Raw genomic sequence first — 22,878 nt, 5'->3', positions numbered from 1 at the left:
CTTATGAAATCATGAATAAAATTCATTAGAATTTATGAAAAAACTAATATATATCCTGTTTTTACTTACCGCCTTTACTAGCGGCTCACTTTATGCCCAAGGGCAACTCGTCAGTGGTGTTGTTTCTGATGCGAAAGAGACCCTACCAGGCGTATCTGTTTTCGAAAAAGGGAAAACAACCAATGGTACCTTAACCGATGAAAATGGTAAATTCCGCATTACTTTGAAAGGACAAAGTGGCGTATTAATCTTTCGTTCATTAGGTTATAAACAACAAGAAGTGTTAATCACTACACAAACTAATCTAAATGTAGTGCTTGAATCTGAAGACAAAAGCCTTGACGAAGTAGTCGTTGTAGGATTTGGGCAACAGAAAAAACTTACCTTAACAGGGGCCGTAAGTTCGGTATCAGGTCGCGAAATTCGTGAAAACCCTGCTGCCAGTTTACAAAATGCGTTGGCAGGTAAATTACCAGGCTTTTTCTCGCAACAACCTTCGGGTCGTCCTGGGGCAGATGGAGCCAACTTTTATATCCGTGGAGTTAGTTCGTACAACGGTAATAACCGTCCTTTGATTATTGTAGATGACGTTGAATTCTCTTATGACCAATTTGCAAGAATTGACCCTAATGAAATTGAAAGCTTATCTATTTTAAAAGATGCCTCTACTACTGCTATTTATGGAGTAAGAGGTGCCAATGGTGTAGTAGTAATCACCACTCGTCGTGGGAAAGAAGGACCACCACAAATTTCAGTAAGAGTAGAAACGGCTCTGTCTCAGCCAACTAAAATTCCTACTTACTTGAATGCTTATGAGAGTGCTAAATTATATAACCAAGCACAAATTAATGATAATGCTGCCAATCCGAACCCATCGTTTAAACCTCGTTTTTCTGATCAGGATTTAGCATTATATCAAAATGGTACAGACCCATACGGTCACCCAGATGTAAACTGGAAAGACGTTTTATTTAAAACTTTCAGTAAGCAATACAGAGGTAACTTAGATTTGTCGGGTGGTACACAAAGAGTAAAATATTTTGTATCAGTAGGGTATTTGAACCAAGATGGGATGTTGAAAGATTACGGTCAAGACCAAGGTGTAAATAGTAATTATTATCACCAACGTTATAACTACCGTTCAAACCTTGACATGAGCGTTACTAAGACACTTGACTTACGCTTAGACTTATACGGAAACTTTGCACAGGTAAATACGCCGCAAGTGGGTAGCCCGTTCGGGTATAACGATTTGTTTTATGATTATAGCAGTTTTGCTACATTAGCTCCTTTTGCATATCCTGTTTATAACCCAGATGGGTCATTAGGATACAGTACTTGGAGTCGTAACGAAAACCCAAGTTATAATGTAAACAACGTGGTGGGTCGTTTGAAGTACTATGGTTATAGCCAAAGCAATGAAAGTAATATTAACTTCATTGGTTCGGCTAAACAAAAGTTGAATTTTATCACGGAAGGATTAAACATTCAAGGACGTATTTCTTTTACAAGCAATTATGCTTATACTAGAAGTATGACACGTGATCAGTTTCCTTCATTCATCTATAATCCGACTACAAATTCTTATGAAGCGCGTGACCCTAACGTATATAGAGTAAGAAGGTTCTTTATTGGTTACGACCCTAAAAGTACTTCAAGAGTATTGAACCTACAGTTTATCTTGAACTACGACAGAACTTTTGCTAAAGCTCACCACGTATATGGTTTGGCATTGATAAACCGCAATTCAAACACTGCTGCAAATAGCAATGGTATCTATAACTTTATTCCAAGCAATTTCCAAGGTTATTCTGGTCGTTTGGGATATGATTACAAAAACCGTTATTTGTTACAATTAAATGCGGCCTATAATGGTTCAGACCGTTTTGTGAGCGACAAGCGTTTTGGTTTATTCCCAGCAGCTTCGGCAGGATGGAATATCTCGGAAGAGCCTTTTTTCCAAGAAAGTCGTCTGTATAAATCAATCGATTTACTTAAAATTCGTGGTTCGTATGGTATCGTAGGAAATGATGCATTGGGTAGTAGTTTCTCATATTACTATCAGCAAAATTATGGTACTGGAAACGGTGTAGTACAAGCAAACTTTGGATATTCAAGTAATGGTTACAACAGTATTTATGAAGGAACGCTAGCCAATAATGATGTAACGTGGGAAAAGGAGAAAAAGCTAGACGTAGCCCTTGAATTTGGTTTATTCAATAGCAAATTAACAGGTAGTATCGATTTCTTTGATAACAACCGTTACGATATTCTTACTACTCGCGGTACTATTTCTGCTATTTTCGGACAAGGCTTACCTCCTGTAAACATTGGTAAAGTAAACAACCGTGGTTATGAGTTAGAACTAGGGTATCAAAGTCCTACCTACAATGGTTTCTCTTATTCAATCAAAGGAAATTACTCGGTAGCTAAAAACAAAATTGTTTTCCAAGACGAACCAAGTTCATTGTATCCTTATCAAGCTTATACAGGTAACAGCATCGGACAATCAAGAGTTTATACATTCATCGGTTATTACAAAAGTGCAGATGATATTGCTAATAGTCCTAAAACTGCTGTGCCTGTACAACCCGGAGATTTGAAGTATGCCGACTTAAACAACGATGGTAAAATTGATGGATATGATATGTCTGTAACAGGTAATCCAAATACACCAAACACTGTGTATGGTATCAATTTAGGCATTCGTTACAAAAGTATCAGTATCAGTGCCAATTTTCAGGGAGCTCGTAATTTCAGTGTGAGAGGAACTTCGGAATCTATCCGTGCTTTTGCATCTAATCTAACCGCTATACACCAACAAGCTTGGACGCCAGAATTGGGTGATAACGCCAAATATCCACGCCTTACTTTATTAGGTGGAATTAGTGACCCTGCGGGTTATCCTTCCACATTCTGGCTAATTCCAGGCGATTACCTTCGCTTGAGAAATGCACAGGTGAATTTTGAAGTACCAAGTAAGTTTTCTCAAAAAATTGGTATTCCTCAAATCCGTATCTATGTAAATGGTTCAAACCTCCTTACGTTTACTAGCTTAAGTAAATTGTATGAATTTGACCCTGAGATTACATCTGGTACTGATAGAGTGAGCTATCCACCACAAAGACTTATAAATCTTGGCATAAGTGCCACATTCTAAGTGTTTAACCATATTTGAACTAATCGTTTCATGAAAAAAATATTGTTGATTGGATGTATCATTGGTAGCCTTGCCGCTTGCAAACCTTCTGGTGATTTCCTAGACCCTAAAACAAATGCTTTAACCGAAGAAACGGTTTTTAGCGATAGTACTCGTACAATGTCTTTCTTATTCCGTATCTACGGAGACGTTGGCTTTAGTTTTAACAAAGGCCGTTGGGATTCTCACGGTAATACCGAAGAAGCGACCGACGATGCTGAATACCGTTATTCAGGCACAGGGCAAAAAGCGGTAGTACTTTATAGTGGTACAGGTAGCCCGACCAATTTTCCATTCTTTGAATTTTGGTCAACGCCCTATACCAATATACGTAGAGTAAACCTTTTGTTGCAAAAGCTTCCACAAACGCCATTGTCGGCCAAGCTTAAGGCACAAATGGCTGCTGAAGCCAGATTCTTGAGGGTTTGGTATTACAATTGGCTATTAATTAGCTTTGGTGGTGTGCCTATTATTAAAGATAAGGTGTATGACATTACTGACTTTGTAAACGAGCCTCGAACTTCATATGCTGAATGTGTCTCTTATTTGACTAGCGAATTGGATGCGATTGCATCACAGTTACCTACAAGAACTGAGTATTCAGAACAAGATTATGGTCGTGTTACAAAAGGTGCGTGCCTAGCCTTGAAATCAAGAATTTTACTTTATGCGGCTAGTCCATTATTCAATGGTGGTGCTGAAACGCAAGATGCAAATTTGGCTAAATTGGTAAGCAATCCAACTTATGATGTTAGTCACTGGCAAAAAGCTGCTGATGCGGCATTGGCAGTAATTAATTCGGGTGAATATAGTTTGTATAAGGATAATACTACCGCTCCAGGTTATGGTTTTGCTCAAGTGTTTTTGAATAGAGTAAATAGTGAGTATATCTTTTTCCAGAACCGTGCTGCCAATCGTGATATGGAAGGTTTTTATAATATGCCAACCAGAGGGGGTGCTTATAATGCCATGCCTACGCAGAATCTGGTTGATGCCTTTCCAATGAAAAACGGAAAAGCAATTACTGATCCTACTTCGGGGTATGATGTCAATAACCCATATAAAAATCGTGACCCTCGATTTGCTAATTCTATTGTTTATAATGAATCGTTGTATTACTTAGCATCATCAAATACATTGAGTCCAGTTTATACATATGAAGGAGCTGCCTCAGATGGCTTTACATTGGCTGGACAAACGACAGGTTATTACACACGTAAATTATGTGATGTAAATATTTCATCTAATAGTAGTTTTAATGCTAATAGAGGTTGGCCATTGCTTCGTTATGCAGAAATATTATTGAACTATGCTGAAGCGATTAATGAAGCTGGTAAGCCAGATTTAGCTTACAGTAAATTGATTGAATTGCGCGACAGAGCTGGGATTGATGCGGGGGCTGATAATCTTTATGGATTAAAAGCTGGTATGACGAAAGAAGAAATGAGAGAGGTAATCAGAAATGAGCGACGTATTGAATTAGCTTTTGAAGACCACCGTTGGAATGACATTCGTCGTTGGAAAACAGCCATGGTTGTTAGCAATGGTTTTAACAAACGTATGCGTATTGTTAAAACAGGTAATACTTATACTTATCAAGTTACTGAATCTGTCAGACGCCATAATTTCCGTCCAGAAATGTATCTTTTACCAATTCCTGATTCCGAAGTACGCAAAGCTCCTGCAATGCTACAAAATCCAGGCTGGTAGTTAGTTAATTGTGAATTAGTGAGTTGTGAATTTTGGATTAATGATAATTTAAAATTTACAACTCACTTTTTTATTATATCAACTGAAAATCATTCTCTTGCCTTTAAACCTTCCTTATACTAATCCAGCCATTCACTAACTCACAATTCACCACTCACTAATTCACAATTAATTCATTCTATACGCCGACGGATTCATTTGTAATTGTTTTCTAAAGAAGTTATTGAAGTGAGCAGGTTCTTCAAACCCTAAGCAGTAGCTTATCTCAGAAATATTCCAATCAGTGTGTTTTAGCAAAGCTCTTGCCTCGTTTATTAATCGTTCAGTGATTAAATCCGTAGTTGTTTTGCCTGTCGTGATTTTAATCGCCCTATTCAGATGATTTACATGCACATATAGTTTTTCAGCAAAATCTTTTGCAGAACGCAGTGAAAAGCGTTGTGAAGGGGATTCTATCGGGAACTGGCGTTCCAACAATTCTGTAAAAACAGCCGTAATCCTAGAATTAGCATCAGGATGTTGATAGAGTCTTTCGGTAGGCTCAATCTTCATCGCTGCATGAATCATTTCTGTAACATAATTGCGGATAAGGTCATATTTATAGCGATAATCAGAATTTATTTCCGTCATCATTTTCAGAAAAATTCCACTAAGGTATTCATCTTGCGCTTCATTTAATAAAAAAGCCGGCTTCCCTCCTATTTTGAACATCGGCAAGTCATTAATATTACTCCTAAGATTTTCGGTAAAAAACGCTTCCTTGAAAATACAAAAGAAACCTGTAGTTTCTCCAGAAATCAACTCCCACGTATAGGGTACTTGTGGATTAAAAAAAATGAGCGTTGGGCCGTCTATTTCGATGCTTTTATCGGCATAATGATAAATATTGCGTCCTCTGATTAAGCTCACTTTATAAAAATCTCTCCGACTATAATTGATGGGTGTTCCCCCTGCAATGCAGTCTTCTAACCTAAAAACATTAAAATGCCCTAAATCCTGTTTTAAATTCTCAGGAAGGTAATTGAATTTATGTTGATAAAAATCTTCTAAGGTTTCAGTCGTTGATATCATTTGTATAGATTTATTTCAAAGCCCAAAACCCGCTTAAAAAAAGCAGGTCAGGCATAATTTACCAAATTATCGTTTCCTTTAAAAGAAGTATGATTGATTATTTTTCCTTTTACAAAATCATCATGTCTTAATTATCAAACCCTGTGGCAGTAGCTAATGTTCTTACGCTTTCTAAATCTTGTTTTACCGCTTCCATCTTCACTTCTGCTAAATGGTAGGCATCAGCTCCTAAAAATAAATGTAAAGGTGGTTGTTGAGATTCAGCTATTTTAATAAGCACTTGTGCCGCTTTTTCTGGGTCGCCATTTTGGTTACCATCATATTCGTTTTCATGCGTGCTTTGTACTTCACGTACTGTTTGATAAGCTTGAATTTGATTTTTAGGAACACTCAAAGAAGAAGCACTTAAGAAATTAGTTCTGAAATATCCCGGTGAAACGATTGTTACGTTGATGCCAAAGTCTTTTACTTCTGCCGCTAATGATTCTGAAAAACCATGCAAGGCAAATTTAGTAGCACAGTAAATTCCAAACCCTGGAAATGCGCCTGTAAATCCACCGATTGAAGCAATGTTAAAAATATGTCCTGATTTTTGTGCTCTTAAATAAGGTAATGCTTGACGAATAACATTTAATGAACCGAACACGTTTACTTCAAAATTCTGACGCGTTTCTTCATCGCTCAATTCTTCTACCGCACCCACTAAACCGTATCCAGCATTGTTGACGATTACCTCAATTTTACCAAAATAATCTACCGTTGTTTTAATCGCTACTGCTACACTTTCTTCTTGCGTAAGTTGTACCGCTAATGGTAAAAAGTTGTCTGAAACGATACCGACTGCTTCCCTAAGTTCTGCTATATTTCTTGATGTAGCGGCAACTTTTTGGCCATTATTTAATAGTTGTTTTACTAATACAAGCCCTAAACCTTTAGATGCTCCAGTAACAAACCATACTTTTTGTGATGTATTTTCCATTATACTAATTTTGTTTTGTTTGACAATATTTATTGTTTTTAACGATACAAAATTAGTGTAGGAATCAAACAGCGTGATTGCGGTAAACAAAGCAATACTTGCAAAATTCAAACAATTTGTTCTTTGCTGTAGGCGATAGGCTATAAGCTTTAGTTGAAAATTAATATAATATTGTCATTGCCTAAAGCTTATAGCCTATCGCAAAGAATTACTCTAACTCCTTACTAGCAAAAGCTAGACACTGCATCGCAGCCAAGCCCCATTGAGCCACGCTATTGGTTGAGATACCAACTCCTTCGTCAATTGGATTCAGTACTTTAGGCCCTGCCAATTTTGTTATTTGCGTTGATGGCTTCCTGATGCCACCCTCTCCTGCATAAAATTCTTTCCAAGCTCTCTTTCCTAATTCAGGATCCTTATTCCGCTTAGCCGCAAAAGCGGTTAGTCGTGCATGTCCTTGTTCTAAGTTTAGTTTTTTCAGGCTTTCGCCCAATACGGCTTTCTGTTCTTCGGCTGTGCCATTATACAATTGACAATATTGTAGCCAAGCCTTCTCGAAAATAGGCATATCCACTACATCTATTAATTCAGCACATATTTCAGCTAAACCAAAAACGGCACTTAGGTGAGACACCGAAATCTTCTTAGCATCCTCTTGTTGATATTTTCCTGTTGATAGCTCCATGATAGCTCCCCCTGCAAAAAAGCCATGTGCTTGTTCTGCAATGGTACGCATGCTATTTAATAATTTGGCTTTAATCTGTAGGTTCTCGGTACGCTCCCACTCAGTAAGCCACGCGGCAGATAACGCCCCCCAGTCTGTACCAAAAGAAACACTGGCATATTCGCCTTTAGGGTCTGACAATGGTGCTTTTTGACCTATTTTCCTACCCGGAATAATGGTTCTGAGTGTTCTATCAGCATTTACTTGCTCTCTCATCAAGTCTCCTACTCTTTCGTCGGCTGTCAGGTAATAATAAAAACGACGGTTGGCGGCTGTACTAATTCTAAGTTGTTTGGCACTACAACCCCAATGTTGTACATTATGGCGTGAACCAAGTGGACTGAATCTTCCGATATGATGCACATCTACTTCTCCTGTATGGCGAGTCATGGCTTCTGCCATTCTGAATACATCACTTCTGCCTGTTCTTAAGAAATAGTACCAAAGCCATAAGTCTGTAGAGAGTTCAGAATTATCCCAAGCAAATCCGCCAACATCATATTTCCAAACGTGACGGTCTTGGTCATAACTATGCATTACATCTCCAAAATTCCAGAAACCATACCAACGGCGTTGGTCAATCTGTTTTTTGTAATAGTCAAAATGAAAATCTAACTGATTTTCAATGGCTTGCTTTTTAGGAGATGTTTTGTCGGGTAAACTAAACGCACTCCCAAAAATACCCACTCCTGCTAAATATTCAGGCGTTGCTACAAGCAATGGGGGTTCTTGTATTTGCTGAGCAATATCCGTTAACATTTCGTTGGATGGCGTTTCGGCTAAAGCCCATATTTGTAATTCACTGGTGCGTGCTACGCCAAAAGGTCGGCCAAATTCAGGTTCATAATCTTCATAAGTGATGTCAAGAGCATTTAATTGTTTCTCATAAGTATCTTCGCCCATCCCATCATGATAGGCACGTAAATCCATTGCTGGCGCTTTAGGTGCCCAAAGCCATAATGTTACTTCACCTAAAGCTGTATGTGCATTTTTGATGTCTATCTGAGCAGGGTAACTCTGCCAAAAATTGCGGATACCAAAAGCCAATCCTCCTTTTGGTGTACCTAAATAACCCGTTCCACTAGCACGACCACCATAAGCAGACTGCACCCACGAGTAGCCTGTTTTGGTTCTTTTCTGAATATCAAAAGCATCTGGCGTGCCTTGAAAAAGCGTATAATCTCCAAATGCAGGAATATATTGAATATTTTTAAGTACATTATCAGGTATTTGCGTTACCGTTTTCCCTCCTATCTGAGCATCTAAAGCTACCCTTCCAGCATCTCTTCTTAAACCTGATAATCCTTGCACGGCTTCAGCAAATACGCCTTTGTTTTCTCCTACAAAACGTATATGCCTGTCATATAATGGCTCATTCAAAGGCACTGAAAAACGGATGCCTAGCCCTTTGATAAAATCTTTGTTTTCATCTCCATCATAAATAATGGTATGTAACATCCTGATAGATTCAGCTTCGGCATAAAAATACAAACGCACTACAAAGGGTAATATGCTTTTTTTCTGAGCATTTTCGTGTGTTCCTTCTATCTTAACTACGGCTCTGATAGCTCCGCTTTGCTCTACTATTACTTTATTGATTTTTCCTTCAAAAGTATCTATACTAAATGACTCCCCTCCTTCTACCTTATCTTGTACCGACAAAACTAATTTACCATTTTGTCCAATCTCTTTCCCTGCACTTTTCAAAGATGTAATCAACGTTTGTCCATTTTTGCTGATTTCACATTGAATCTTTCCTGTATCTATTTTAATACTTTCGGCACTGTCCTCAATTGCTAATGAAGTAGCTAGTTTGCTACTTTTACCAATTTTCAATTGTATCTTTTCCGATAACTTTTCATTTTTACTAATCGCATGGGCAGTCCACTTTAAACTACCATCTGGCCAATAAGCCAATGGCCAAGTTTGAGTAGGAATGATGTTCTCATTACTTACCAAAGTAAGTTCTGTCCCTTTTTTTAGCTGACCTTTAGGCCACGGTATCCCAAAAGTAGTTCCTTTGAAAAGGGAAGAATATTGAGTGTCTAACCATGATAAGGGCACAGTATTAGGTGCTATAATGATACTTTTTTTATCTTGGCTATTTGCAAACGAAGATGCTAAAGGAAGACCAGCAGTAGCAATCATTGATTTCTTTACGAATGCTCTACGGGTAAAAGAAAAGGGTGACTTCATGTATTTAGAGTTGTATTGTGGATTTTTGCCGACACTCGGCTTGACGATGTTGTTAGTGATTGAGTAAATGTCCAAAGCTAAATGCTTATGTTGTCAGCTCAAGGCTAAAAAGCATTTTTTTCAGTAATTTTACCCAATTATTTAACTAAAATATACTTTTGATTCGTGAAAAAGCTAATGCTGTTCCTCATATCCTCTATTTATTTACTTCAAACTGGCTGTAAAAGCAATAATATTCCTCATCAAAATGAACTTTATTCAGAAAACTTCAAAGGTAAATTAAATACTAAAAAATGGGTTCCAGAAATTGAGCCTTTAGCCAACTCTAAGGTATATACCGATAATGGCAAATTAGTCTTAGATACCAAAGGTGGCGTTAGTATATGGTTCAATCAGCCTCTACAAGGCAATTATATCATAACTTTTAAACGTAAAATTATTGTAAATGGTGGGGTAAACGATAGACTTTCGGACCTTAATGTATTTTGGTTAACAGAAGCCCCTGCTAATGCTAATCTCTTTACACGCTCTGGTAAATTCGAAGAGTATGATAATTTGAAAATGTATTATGTTGGCATGGGCGGGAACACCAACACCACTACACGTTTTAGAAAATATCAAGGCAATGGAGACCGAAAACTTTTAGCAGAAAAAAACGATGCTCATTACCTATTAAAAGCTAACCACGAATATCAAATAAAGATTATTGTCAAAGACAATTCTACTAGTTTTTGGGTAGATGGTGAAAAACTCTTTGAGGCCAATGATGAAAATTTTCCTAGTAAATCTTACTTTGGTTTTCGTTCTACTTTTTCACATCAGGAAATTTGGGATTTTAAGGTTTTTAAAGACTAAAGTACTTTAAGACTGGAAGATTTAAGGAATAATGGATTTTCTCCTTACCCCTCTCTTAGCTATCTTACTTTTTTGACATTATGCTCTTCGCAAAATAAAAATAGATGAGTATAAAGCTCATTATTATCCTTTTTATGCTAATTCATCTTTAAAGAGTATTATTCTGAAAGACGGATTAATCGATTAACTGTATTATATTCTTATGATTTGATATTATTTCAGAAATAACTGTAACGAATTGCAAAATGACAAAAAATCTATTTAATAAGACCTTAATTATCCTATTTCTTCTCACTTTTTCAAACCTTATACAGGCACAAAAATCACTCGTTTTGTGGTACGATAAACCATCTGGCAAAGTTTGGGAAAGAGCATTACCAATAGGAAATGGTAAAATCGGCGCGATGGTGTATGGCAATGTGGCGCAAGAAGTTTTACAATTAAACGAAACTTCTGTTTGGACGGGAAGCCCAAATCGCAATGACAATCCAGATGCCTTAGCGTCTTTACCTGCTATTCGTAAATTAGTTTTTGAAGGCAAACAAAAAGAAGCTGAAATACTGGCAGGTAAAACGTTGCAAAGTAAAAAATCAAATGGACAAATTTTTCAGCCTGTCGGTAGCTTGAATTTACGTTTCGATAAACATGAAAATTTCAGTAATTATCGTCGTGAATTAGATATTCAGCGTGCTGTTAGTACCACTACCTATATTGTAGACGGTGTGCAATACACCCGAACAGCTTATGTATCTGCTCCTGCGAATACATTGATTATGCATATTACCGCCAACAAAGCTAATAGTATATCTTTTGATGCATTTTTTACAACTCCACAAAAAGATGTTAAAATCAGCACCAATGCTAAAAAACAATTGATTTTGCATGGAGCTACTACAGGTCATGAAGGCGTAGCAGGGGGTGCACTCAAATTCAATGCGCAGACAACTTTTAAGCTACAAGGCGGAAACATTACCGTTAATGATACCCTTACAAGCATTGTCGGAGCAAACGAGGTGACTATTTACGTAAATATCGCCACAAATTATAATACTTATAAAGACCTGACAGGTAACGAAGCAGCTAGATGTGAAACAGATTTACAAAAAGCTATCTCAAAACCTTATGCCACTTTACTCAACGAACATATCGCTAGTTTTCAGCATTATTTTAATCGAGTGAAATTAGATTTAGGTTATAATCCAGTGGCAGAAAGCAAGCCTACTGATGTTCGCTTAGAGGAATTTAGAACCAATAATGACCCAACTTTTGCTAGTTTATACTTTCAATACGGTCGTTATTTATTGATTTCTTCTTCCAATTCTGGTGGACAACCTGCTAATTTACAGGGCATTTGGAATGAAAAGATGTTTCCATCTTGGGATAGTAAATATACTATCAACATCAATACGCAGATGAATTATTGGCCTGCTGAAAAAACTAATTTATCTGAAATGCACGAGCCTTTGTTTAAGATGATTAAAGAATTGTCAGAAACGGGACAGGAAACAGCCAGAACGATGTATGGTTCAAGAGGCTGGGTAGCACACCACAATACAGATTTGTGGAGAATAACAGGCCCAGTTGACCGTATTTTTTGGGGTGTTTGGAGCATGGGTGGTGCTTGGTTATGTCAGCATTTGTGGGAACGTTATCTTTATACGGGCGACAAAGGATATCTAGCTGAAATTTACCCCATTTTAAAAGGCGGAGCTTTATTCTTTGTAGATGATTTGGTGGAAGATCCTCGTAATAAGTACCTGGTGATAAACCCAGGAACTTCTCCAGAAAATGCTCCTGCTGCTCATCAAGGTTCTTCTTTTGATGCTGGTGTGACGATGGACAATCAGATTGTATTTGATATGTTAAGTGTGACAATACGTGCGGCTGAAATATTAAAAAAAGATGATAAATTGGTGGATACGCTTAAAACTGTTCGTAATCGCTTATCGCCTATGCGTATTGGTCAGCATAACCAAGTACAAGAATGGATGGAAGATATAGATGACCCGAACGATAAGCACCGTCATATTTCTCATTTATATGGGTTGTTCCCTTCAAGTCAGATTTCGCCATATCGTACTCCTGAGTTATTTGTAGGAGCAGGCAATACGCTTAATCAACGTGGGGATATTTCAACTGGGTGGAGTATGGGTTGGAAAGTAAACTGGTGGGCAAGGATGTTAGACGGAAACCATGCCCATAAATTGATTCAAAACCAATTATCACCCTTAGGGGTGAATGCAGCTGGTGGGGGTACTTATCCCAATTTGTTTGATGCTCACGCACCTTTTCAAATAGATGGAAACTTTGGCTGTACTTCGGGCATTGCCGAAATGTTAGTGCAGAGTTATGATGGAGCTATTTATTTACTACCTGCTTTACCCGATTTCTGGAAAGAAAAAGGAAGTATTACAGGCTTAAAAACACGTGGTGGTTTTGAGATTGTAAAAATGACTTGGGAAAATGGGAAAATAAAAAGTCTACAAATCAAATCAACCATTGGCGGGAATTGTCGTTTGCGGACTGTTACGGCGTTAAAAACTAAAAGTGTTAATTTACAAGTTGCCAAAGGAGAAAATAGTAATCCTTTATTTGTAACGGAAATAACAGAAAAACCTATTATTTCACCAAAAGCAACTATTAAACTGCCAGAAATCACTCCGACTTTCTTATATGATTTTACCACTCAAAAAGGTAAAACTTACACATTTGAAGTTTTATGATTTTACTTTAAAATCATAAAACTAAGTAACTAAAATAGCCTAAATGTCAGTGTTTGATGTTTAGGCTATTTTTTGCCTTCGCCATCTTATTAGTATATGTTTGTCAGTAATTGCTTTTAGTATTATTGTAACATATTATTAAAATCTTGAATATTAATTAACATTTCACATGAAGAAAATCTTCTCCTTCTTATTTGTTAATATCCTATTACTTTCTGCCATTCAAGCACAAATTCGTTTGCCTAACGTATTGGGCAGTAACATGGTTTTGCAAGCCAATAAACCTATTACTATTTGGGGATGGAGTAGCCCACAGAAAACTATATCTATACAATTTGGGACACAACAATCTGTAGCACAAGCAGATGAAAAGGGGGTTTGGAAAACTACCTTACAAGCCGAAAAGCCTTCTTTTGAACCTAGAACATTGATTATTTCGGGCGATTCTACCATTTTATTAAACAATATTTTGGTTGGTGAGGTATGGTTATGTTCGGGGCAATCGAACATGGAATACCCAATGAGCTTATTGAAAAATTATGCAAAGCCTCAGAAAGGTATTGATAGTTCAGCGATTGATTTAACCAAGCAATATTCTAGTATCAGATTACTGACGGTTGATAAAAAAGTTAACTTGACAGATATCAGTACAAAGGGCTGGTCGGAAGCAGCAGGGGAACCTATGGGAAAAGCTTCGGCAATAGGATTTTATTTTGCTAAACAATTACAAAATACCCTCAATGTGCCAGTTGGAATTATTAGCTCTTCTTGGGGTGGTAGTCGTATTGAACCATGGACACCCCTTGAAAGTTACCAGTCTTCTCCTTTTTTTGCCAAAGACTTAGGCGAAACTAGTAAAATAGATGGTTCAGATATTGGAAAAAACTATGAAAGTATGATTGCACCATTGGCGCCTTTCGCTATCAAAGGTATATTATGGTATCAGGGTGAATCTAATTGTATGTTAAATGAGACAATCCGTTATACCGAAAAATCAAAATTATTGATTGATGCGTGGCGCAATAAATGGGCTGACGCTTCCCTCCCATTTTATTTTGTACAGATTGCCCCATATTATTATAGCAAACGTAAAGACAAAATAAGTCACACCAACGAAACCCTTCCTGAGTTTTGGGAAGCTCAAGCATTAACGCTTAAAATTCCAAATACTGGGATGGTTGTAGTAACCGACTTGGTAGATAACCTTGCTGACATACATCCTTCGTACAAATGGGAAGTAGGCAAAAGACTATCAGCCATTGCTTTAGCTAAAGACTATGGACAAAAAGGCATTCCTTACAAAAACCCTCACTATAAAAAAATGAAGGTCAAAAAGGGAAAGATTATTCTTCGTTTTGACGAGGTACAATCTTTTAAAACAAATGATGGAAAAGAGCCTAATTGGTTTCAGATTGCAGGTGTGGATGGGACATTTTTAAAGGCTAAAGCTGAAATACAAGGCAACAAAATCATTGTTTCAAATACTGAAATTACCAAACCCAAATATGTCCGTTTTGCTTGGGACGAAACTGCGATGCCCAACTTAGTAAATGAGTCCAATTTACCTGTTGTTCCTTTTAGAACAAATGGGTTAGATTGGAAACATTAAACTATAACTTAGCTAATAATTAGCCACAGATACTTATCACAAATAATCAAATTAAATATTTGATTTATAGACTATTATAAATATAAATACATAATAATACAATTGTACTTTTTAAATAATCTTCTCTACAATAGTTTTCAATAAAAATAGGGACACACAATGTGTTGTCCCTATTAAAAGAAATATAATATATAAGTAATATTTTACCAGCCTGTATTCTGTACAAGATTAGTGTTTAATTGTAGTTGTTGTGATGGAAGTGGCAATAGATAATGCTTTTCTTGCCATACTCTACTCGATTCTAAACGATAATTACCATTGACAACATTATTTTTAATACCTGACCAATAAGTCTCATAAGCTGTACCAGTCCACGTAATTCCTTCAATTGGCTTGGGCATTTCTACTTCCGCCGTTTTCCAGCGAATCAAATCATCTCTTCTAAATCCTTCTAAATATAACTCAATCGTTCTCTCTCTTCTAATTTCTGTTCTTAAATCAAGTCCATTAGCTTGCACGAAGCCATTGCTTAATTTTGGCATCGTTTTGTTTACACGATTACGAACCAAATTAAGCGACTTGTCTAAATCAACATCTGATATTGCTTCGTTTCTTTCATACACTGCTTCAGCATAGTTTAATAATACCTCAGCATATCTGATTACGGGATAGTCATACCCCTCTTGATTATCATCTAAACGTCTTTCTGTACAAAACTTTTGGTTTCCGTATCCAGAAGCAGTATTTGATTTATGCTTTCCACGTGATAAAGCAAGTTCAGCAGCATCACCTTTCCAGTTTGTTCTAGCGCCCGGATTCTCGTTGTCAAAATAATAATTGCCATCAAGCATCATATTATATTTCATACGGTTATCTCTGTTTTGGTATTCAGAAGTAGTCGTGGCGAATCCCTTAAACAATGGCGATTTTTCAATAGGTAAACCGTCTTTGCTAAGATACATGGTAGCGAATTTACGAGTAACCCATACAACATTGTTTAACAATGTGTGAGTAACATTAAAACGTATTTGACGTGTGGCAAAATCATATCTATTTGCTAGGATATACTCTTTATTAGCTGCTTTAGTAATGTTTGCTGGGTTTGACTGCTGGTTCTCCAAAATAAACAGATATTTTTGTGCAGAGTCTCCTAAGGCAACAGGTGCAAACAATTCATATTGAACACTTTTGATAACTTCGTCAGAATTAGCAATGGCTTTATCCAATAAAGTATTCGCGCGTGTTGTATTTCCTCTTGACTTCTGCCATGTCCCTTCATATAAGGCTACTCTTCCTAAAAAAGCTTGTGCCGCTCCTTTGCTTATTCTTCCTTTATCAGTGGTTGCAATAGCACTTTCTGTTGGTAGTATGGCTATGGCCGCTTCTAAATCCTGCACAATAAAATCTACTACTTCATCTCTGGTATTTCTTGGATTAGTAAGCTCTTGTGAAGTAGTTGTCAATAATTTTGAAACGATTGGTACTCCTCCAAATTGCTGTAATAAATCGAAATAGATGTATGCTCTAAAAAACTTTGCTTCGGCTATATATTTCTGTATTTCAGCAGGTTGACTATAGGTGGTTGCTTTATCCAATAAATAATTAGTAGCACGAATCCTTGCATAAGCAGTATTCCAATTACCATCAGATGCTGGAATAGTATTTGAACCATTGCTATAAACAGAACCACCTGTTACATAAACGATATCACTACGACGGTCTGAATGTGGATTATCATTAATTACATCAGTAAAAGTGCGTAAATATGTATAAAATTCATTAGCAGCTAGTTTAAACTGATCGGCAGTTTTCCAATAATCTGCATCAGAAATCTCATTGATAGGTTTCATATCAACCAAACTATTACAGCTAACGTTGGTTAGTAATAGTCCTGCTAGTGCTATTTTTAAATATCTATTGTTAAATTTCATTTCCTTATTAATTTTAAAATTCTCAATGATTGTAATTGTACATAATGAAATATCAGCTATTAAAGTCTTAAAATGTTAAGTTAACACCAAAAGTAAAGTAGCGATAAAATGGATAACGTTGACTGGTTGTACTTACGTTTAGGTTATCAGAATCACCAGCATTTGAAACTGTTCTTGGTGCTTCTGGATCCCAACCATCCTTAATTTTTGAGAATTCAAATAAATCATTTCCTGAAAAGTAAACTCTTAAGCGTTCAATTTTAGCTTTCTGAGTTATGCTTTTTGGAATAGTATAACCTATTACTATATTTTTCAATCTTAAATAAGAGCCATCTTCAGCTACCCAGTTAGAAGGAAAATAGTTGTAGTTATTGATTGTTCCAGTACTCGAAATACGAGGCAAAGTAGCGTCTGTCCTAGTTGGTGTCCACCATTGGTCTTGGAAAGCCGCATTCTGAGCTTGGAAAATTACAGCCGCTGGAATACGCCAGTTACCGTCACGAACGATTGTTCTTTTACCTACTCCTTGGAATATAAAATTCACATCAAAGCCTTTATATTCAATACCACCGTTAAATGAATATGATAAACGAGGTCTGTCTGTTCCTAAAAAAACCGCATCTTCTGGGAACGTAATTTTTCCATCGCCATTTACATCTTTGTACATATTATCCCCCAAGGCCAATTTATTATTAGCTTGAGCGGTTTCTGCACCTGCTGGCATACCGATATTATTTCCAGTAATGTATTTTCTATAATTGGCTAATTGCTCTGCTGTTTGAATACGTCCATCATACACTAAACCAAAATATGAATCAATTGGGTAACCTTCAACGGCACTATTGAAACCTCTGTTGGCGCTACTGATAATATTTTGTCCACCAAAATTCACTAACTTATTTTGATTATCTGAAATATTCCCCCCAATACGGTACGAGAAATCCCCAATTTTATCTCTCCAGTTCAAAGAAAAATCCCACCCCCAAACAGATAAATCGCCATTATTCCCTTTAGGAGCCGAGGCACCAATCACAGCCGAATAAGTTCTACTTAATAACATATTATTATTTCTTTTCCAGAAATATTCAAATGTTCCTGATAGTTTTCTATTCAATAAAGTAAAATCAAGTCCTATGTTTTTAGACTCCAACCTTTCCCATGTACGGTCATAAGCTACCAATGTACCTGTAGGTGCAACACGCACTACTGGGCTAGTACCAATAATTGGGTAGTTTGCATCAGTAGAAGATGTTGAATATGCTAAGTTCAAAAATTGAATATAGTCATAGTTATCTATTCCACTTTGATTACCCATTATACCATACGAACCTCTTAGTTTTAATTCATCAAATATGCCTAAATCCTTCATAAAGGTTTCTTCACTCAAACGCCATCCTCCAGAAATACCATAAAATAATTTCCAACGATCTTGTGCACGGAATTTTGAAGAACCATCATAACGTGCATTAGCCTCTACAAAATATTTATCTGCATAGTTATAGTTCAAACGACCAAAATATCCCGCCAATGCTATATGAAATTGTGTTTCTTGGACTGTTTTTGAAGTCCCATCACCTGTACTTAGCGATAACGACGGTGGTACATTAGCTAACACATCAAAGGTTTTAGCGATATAGATGTTTTTCTCAAAACGCTCAAACTGAGCTCCTACTACTCCTTTGATGTTATGTTTATCTCCAATTTGTTTATCATATTCTAAATATCCATTCAAGTTATAATTAGCTTCTTGTCTGGTAGAGCGTTGATAAAAGCTACGTGTAGGTAATGTTGAAAGTAAAATATCACCTGCATAATTATACCAAGGAATCGCATTTCCTAAAGTTCTAATATCTGTATTGAACAAATAATATCCAGCAAAACCTACTGCCTTGAATGATGGTGAAAAGTTATACGTTAAATTTAAATTCGTATTTAAACGATTATTGTACTCATCATTATCTCCACCTAAACTCGCAATCTGGTTTACAGAGGCATTGCCTAAACCTGAGCCCCAAATATATGGCTTTCCAGTCAATCCTAGTCCACTTAAGGGCTTACCCGGCTGATTACCGTTATTTACAATATCTCCAAGGTAAGTAGGTTGTGTAATATCTTGTTTTTCAAAAGAGAGATTGGTCTCCATCCTTAGTTTACTAGTAAACTGATAATCATGAGCCATACGGAAGTTATAACGCTTAGCCGAGTTATTGCCTACTTTCAATAAACTTCCGTCGTCTAAATATCCTAATGAGATACGGTATCCTGCTTTTTCTGTTCTGCCAGAGATACTCAACTGATGTTCTGATGAACGAGCATTTCCCCACAACATATCTTGCTCTGTTCCGTTGAAAAAGGTGAAATCTTTAACATCTGAAAATAAACTTGCTCCATTCGGACTCAAAGCATCATATTCTGCTTTCGTAAGCCACTGTTTTCCAGCAGCCAATGCTAACATTGATACATTACCGTAATTATACCAAATATCGGTAGGTGCAAATCCATCTGCGGTTCTGGCTTCTTTCATCATTGGTCCCCAACCATTGATATCAATTAGTTTTGGTAACAGACCTACTTTTTTGAAGGAAGTAGAAGCATTATATTCGATAGTCATTTTGCCAGACTTTCCTCTCTTAGTAGTAATCAAAACAACACCGCCAGCTGCTCTTGACCCATAAATAGCCGCAGCTCCATCTTTCAAAAATGAGATATTTTCAATATCATTCGGGTTAAAAGAATTCAAAGCACTTACATTTGGCACAGGAACACCATCTACAATGACCAATGGTTCTGTAGCATTCGCAGAGGAAGCACCACGAATTTGAAAATTCCAACCCTCACGACCAGCCTGTGCCGAACTACGGGTTACGGTAACACCAGCAACTTGTCCTTGTAAAGCTGCTAATGGACTTGACACTGGGCCTCTATCTTTAAAAGTAGCTGCATTAACAGTTGACACAGACCCTGTTAACGTCGCTTTTTTTGCTGTACCATACCCCACTACGACTACCTCTTCCAGTGATTTAACATCGTTAGCTAGCGTCACGTCAATGTTTATACGTTTCCCAACAACAATCTCTTTTTTCTCAAAACCCACAGAAGAAAATATCAAAACTGCCTTCTCATCAGGTACTGAAATAGTATAATTACCCAATGCATCAGAGGAAGTTCCTTTTTGCGTTCCTTTAATGGAGACATTGGCACCGGGTATCCCCTCTCCTTTTTCATCAGTTATTTTTCCTTTTACTAACTGTTCTGCTTGAATTAATTCAGTACTTAAATTTTCGATTGTGCTAATGCTAGCAATCGACTTCAAACCTCTTTTTAATATAATTCTGTTTCCTGCTAATTCATAATCTATTTTTAGCGGACTTAATAGTCTGTCTAATACTTTATTGAGCTTTTCGTTTTCAGCATTAAATGATATTTTCTGTTTACTATCAAAAATTTGATGGTTGTACATAAACTGTACTTCAGAAGCTTTCTCGATTGTATGTAAAATAGACTCAATATTCTGATTATATAATTGCACTGAAACTTTGCGTTCAAGTATTTCCTGAGCGATTGTCTTATGAGCTTGTGCGATGGTTGTGAATACAATCGCCATAAGTACTTGATACAGACTTATTCGCATGATTTTTAAAATTGTTTTTTGAAATAGTAATCTGTTTTTCATACATTTGTTTGTTTTGTCATTGTTTTGATTTGGCAAAATTCTCCCAATCACCCATTTATATGGGTGTAATCTTAGCCAACAGATTTTTGGGGTTCACAAGGCGAGAGTGTTGCAGCACTTTCGCCTTATTTTTTAATACGTTTTTTCTTTGATTGGGCTATTTCATCATACATTTTATTGGGTTATTTTAAATACATCCTTTGCTATAAATTATTATTTGTGCATCGATAACTTCGTACCTAGCATCTATTGTTTTACAAATCAAAAGTAGTTTTTCGAACAATGGTTCATCAGCCAACGAGGCCGTTAAATAGCAATTCTTCATTACATCTTTATCAAACATTACTTTCAAACCATACGATTCTTCTAACTTTTTAAATACATCTGCAATGGGCGTATGGTCAAACTCAAACAAGTTTTTTTGAATTGGCATCGCTAAAATCTCTGGATTTTCTACCGTCGACCGTTGCATTCTTTTATCTACTTCATCAAAAACCACTTGCTGATTTGGCGTAAGTACTAACCCATCTAATTGTGTTTGAGTTTGTTGCTTATTCAGGTTTTCTTCTGTTCTTTCAAATACTGAAACTCTACCGGTTTTTACAATAACTTTTACTTTTTTTGAAATTTTATCGTTTTTAACCGAAAAACTTGTTCCCAATACTTTAGTTACTAAATCATTGGCAAATACATAAAATGGTTTTTGTGGGTCTTTTGCAATTTCAAAAAATGCCTCTCCTTCTAAATATACTTCTCTTTTTTCCTTCGCAAATGTCTTTGGATAACTAATCTTACTTTCATTTTGCAGGATTACAATACTACCATCCGCCAATGCTACCGTTATTTGATGACCTGTAAAGTTTTCTTTTTCTATCAAATCGTTATTGACTAATACTGTTTTATTTGAATGGAATAACATATCACCATACCGCATATTTCCTGTTTGTTTTACAAACCACCAAAATCCGCCTAATAACATCGCTACAGATGCCGCTACATAAAAAAACCGTCTGTTGAATAAAAATGTCTTCAATTTTGATTGAGCATCTTCCTTTTCATCCAGTTTAAATTCAAGTTTTTCTAATTCTTCTTGTAATTCATCATCTGATATTTGATTAAAGGCATTGGTAATTGATAATAATATATTTTTGCTATTTTCAATGTCTTCTCTTTTTTCTGGATTGTTGTCTATCCAATTCTCCCAAAATATTGTATCGTAATCATTTCCTTCCAACACCCATCTTCTGAATGACGCGTCAGAAGCAAAATCTTCTGGTCTATAGTTTTTATAATGCTGCATAGGAATTATTGCACTTTATTTGGTTTCATGATAAAGATGTAGAAGTATAAATTATATACCCTTTTTATGAAATAATATTTTAAAATATTTATAACATGTTCTTTTCTAGGTCTACAGGCTTGTTTGTTTATAACAAACTATCCTGTAAATAGAGCATTGGGTTCATTGTGGACCCAATGCTCTCATACTAATACCAATATTAGAAGTGAGACAAATTGAATGTCTTTACATGTATCTTTTAATATTATACTCCACTCGCCTTTTACCTTCAATAAGGGTGTTGTTTTATTGTTTTTCAGTATCCCCAAGATAACAATACATCTGTAGCGATTTTTAAAAGAGACAATTTGAATGCATAAACGAGACAAATTGAATTAATTCAAATCCAGAAAGATATGACAAGCGAGACTTTTTGAATGTATTTTTACGAATTCTAAGCGAAAGAAATGGCTGCAAAGAGAGACAATTTGAATTAATTTTAAAGTAGTTCAAATAGATTTACAAAACTCTGAAGCGAGACAATTTGAATGAATAGCTAACTATTTATTAGTCAGCAAAGTGAGACTTTTTGAATGCATTCAAAGTAGATTTCAGGAGTCACAAACGAGACAATTTGAATGAATACAAGTCATTTTAATAAAATCCTTTTGTTAACCAACAGAGACTTTTTGAATTAATTAAAGTTCCTTTGAATAGACTACTTATACTAAGAAACGAGACAAATTGAATTAATTTTAAAAATAGGAGTGATGTTATTCGAGTCTTAAAGAGAGACAAATTGAATTAATTTCGAATCTATTTATTGATTATGAAACAAAAGCAAAAACATAGGCTTATTCTGACCAATATTTGTGATTAAAACAAATTAAAAAATCAAAGTAGGTATCTTAAAGTTCAAAATCATACGT

At 36.2% G+C, this 22,878-nt stretch carries 11 protein-coding genes; 5 read left to right on the top strand and 6 right to left on the bottom strand.

From position 1 onward, the window contains the following. The first annotated feature begins 34 nt into the window (after positions 1–34). Together AC07XN_RS07135 and AC07XN_RS07130 are read left to right on the top strand one after the other, a co-directional pair. Positions 35–3,160: a SusC/RagA family TonB-linked outer membrane protein gene (locus AC07XN_RS07135; protein ID WP_309918479.1), complete on the top strand. Its 3,126-nt coding sequence runs from the start codon at positions 35–37 to the stop codon at positions 3,158–3,160. Between the two features lie 30 nt (positions 3,161–3,190). Then, positions 3,191–4,909, top strand: a complete 1,719-nt coding sequence (locus tag AC07XN_RS07130) for a RagB/SusD family nutrient uptake outer membrane protein (RefSeq protein WP_494742539.1) — start codon at positions 3,191–3,193, stop codon at positions 4,907–4,909. Positions 4,910–5,077: 168 nt separating this feature from the next. Here the strand turns inward: AC07XN_RS07130 and AC07XN_RS07125 are convergent, their stop codons facing one another. The 3 genes from AC07XN_RS07125 to AC07XN_RS07115 form a co-directional block, all read right to left on the bottom strand. Then, positions 5,078–5,977 (bottom strand): helix-turn-helix domain-containing protein, encoded by a 900-nt coding sequence (locus AC07XN_RS07125; protein ID WP_309918534.1) that lies wholly within the window; start codon positions 5,975–5,977, stop codon positions 5,078–5,080. 130 nt (positions 5,978–6,107) lie between these two features. Beyond that, complete coding sequence (locus tag AC07XN_RS07120) at positions 6,108–6,959, bottom strand: SDR family NAD(P)-dependent oxidoreductase (protein ID WP_494742538.1); 852 nt, start codon at positions 6,957–6,959, stop codon at positions 6,108–6,110. A gap of 208 nt (positions 6,960–7,167) precedes the next feature. Beyond that, complete coding sequence (locus AC07XN_RS07115; RefSeq protein ID WP_494742537.1) at positions 7,168–9,879, bottom strand: exo-rhamnogalacturonan lyase family protein; 2,712 nt, start codon at positions 9,877–9,879, stop codon at positions 7,168–7,170. A 165-nt stretch (positions 9,880–10,044) separates the two neighbouring features. On the opposite strand from AC07XN_RS07115, the gene AC07XN_RS07110 reads away from it, so the two are divergent. The 3 genes from AC07XN_RS07110 to AC07XN_RS07100 all read left to right on the top strand — a co-directional run bounded on the left by AC07XN_RS07110 (position 10,045) and on the right by AC07XN_RS07100 (position 15,066). After that, complete coding sequence (locus AC07XN_RS07110) at positions 10,045–10,734, top strand: DUF6250 domain-containing protein (protein ID WP_494742536.1); 690 nt, start codon at positions 10,045–10,047, stop codon at positions 10,732–10,734. Between the two features lie 245 nt (positions 10,735–10,979). After that, positions 10,980–13,457 (top strand): glycoside hydrolase family 95 protein, encoded by a 2,478-nt coding sequence (locus AC07XN_RS07105; RefSeq protein WP_494742535.1) that lies wholly within the window; start codon positions 10,980–10,982, stop codon positions 13,455–13,457. A gap of 169 nt (positions 13,458–13,626) precedes the next feature. Then, positions 13,627–15,066: a sialate O-acetylesterase gene (locus AC07XN_RS07100; RefSeq protein WP_494742534.1), complete on the top strand. Its 1,440-nt coding sequence runs from the start codon at positions 13,627–13,629 to the stop codon at positions 15,064–15,066. A gap of 203 nt (positions 15,067–15,269) precedes the next feature. Here the strand turns inward: AC07XN_RS07100 and AC07XN_RS07095 are convergent, their stop codons facing one another. The 3 genes from AC07XN_RS07095 to AC07XN_RS07085 form a co-directional block, all read right to left on the bottom strand. Beyond that, entirely contained in the window at positions 15,270–16,997 is a 1,728-nt protein-coding gene (locus AC07XN_RS07095) for a RagB/SusD family nutrient uptake outer membrane protein (protein WP_309918457.1), read from the bottom strand. Between the two features lie 67 nt (positions 16,998–17,064). Continuing rightward, on the bottom strand, positions 17,065–20,670 hold the full coding sequence (locus AC07XN_RS07090; protein ID WP_494742533.1) for a TonB-dependent receptor: 3,606 nt from the start codon (positions 20,668–20,670) through the stop codon (positions 17,065–17,067). A 187-nt stretch (positions 20,671–20,857) separates the two neighbouring features. Next, positions 20,858–21,970 carry a FecR family protein gene (locus AC07XN_RS07085; RefSeq protein WP_494742532.1) on the bottom strand — a complete coding sequence of 371 codons (1,113 nt, stop codon included), beginning with the start codon at positions 21,968–21,970 and terminating at the stop codon, positions 20,858–20,860. Between the last annotated feature and the right edge of the window lie 908 nt (positions 21,971–22,878).

The organism is Arcicella sp. GW458-12-2-14-TSB2 (assembly GCF_059423785.1).
This window is presented reverse-complemented; position numbering and strand designations above follow the sequence as displayed.

Coding starts and splice junctions, on each gene's coding strand:
- AC07XN_RS07115 (WP_494742537.1), bottom strand. CDS start 9,879: ATGAAGTCACCCTTTTCTTTTACCCGTAGAGCATTCGTAAAGAAATCA.
- AC07XN_RS07105 (WP_494742535.1), top strand. CDS start 10,980: ATGACAAAAAATCTATTTAATAAGACCTTAATTATCCTATTTCTTCTC.
- AC07XN_RS07095 (WP_309918457.1), bottom strand. CDS start 16,997: ATGAAATTTAACAATAGATATTTAAAAATAGCACTAGCAGGACTATTA.
- AC07XN_RS07135 (WP_309918479.1), top strand. CDS start 35: ATGAAAAAACTAATATATATCCTGTTTTTACTTACCGCCTTTACTAGC.
- AC07XN_RS07130 (WP_494742539.1), top strand. CDS start 3,191: ATGAAAAAAATATTGTTGATTGGATGTATCATTGGTAGCCTTGCCGCT.
- AC07XN_RS07100 (WP_494742534.1), top strand. CDS start 13,627: ATGAAGAAAATCTTCTCCTTCTTATTTGTTAATATCCTATTACTTTCT.
- AC07XN_RS07085 (WP_494742532.1), bottom strand. CDS start 21,970: ATGCAGCATTATAAAAACTATAGACCAGAAGATTTTGCTTCTGACGCG.
- AC07XN_RS07090 (WP_494742533.1), bottom strand. CDS start 20,670: ATGAAAAACAGATTACTATTTCAAAAAACAATTTTAAAAATCATGCGA.
- AC07XN_RS07120 (WP_494742538.1), bottom strand. CDS start 6,959: ATGGAAAATACATCACAAAAAGTATGGTTTGTTACTGGAGCATCTAAA.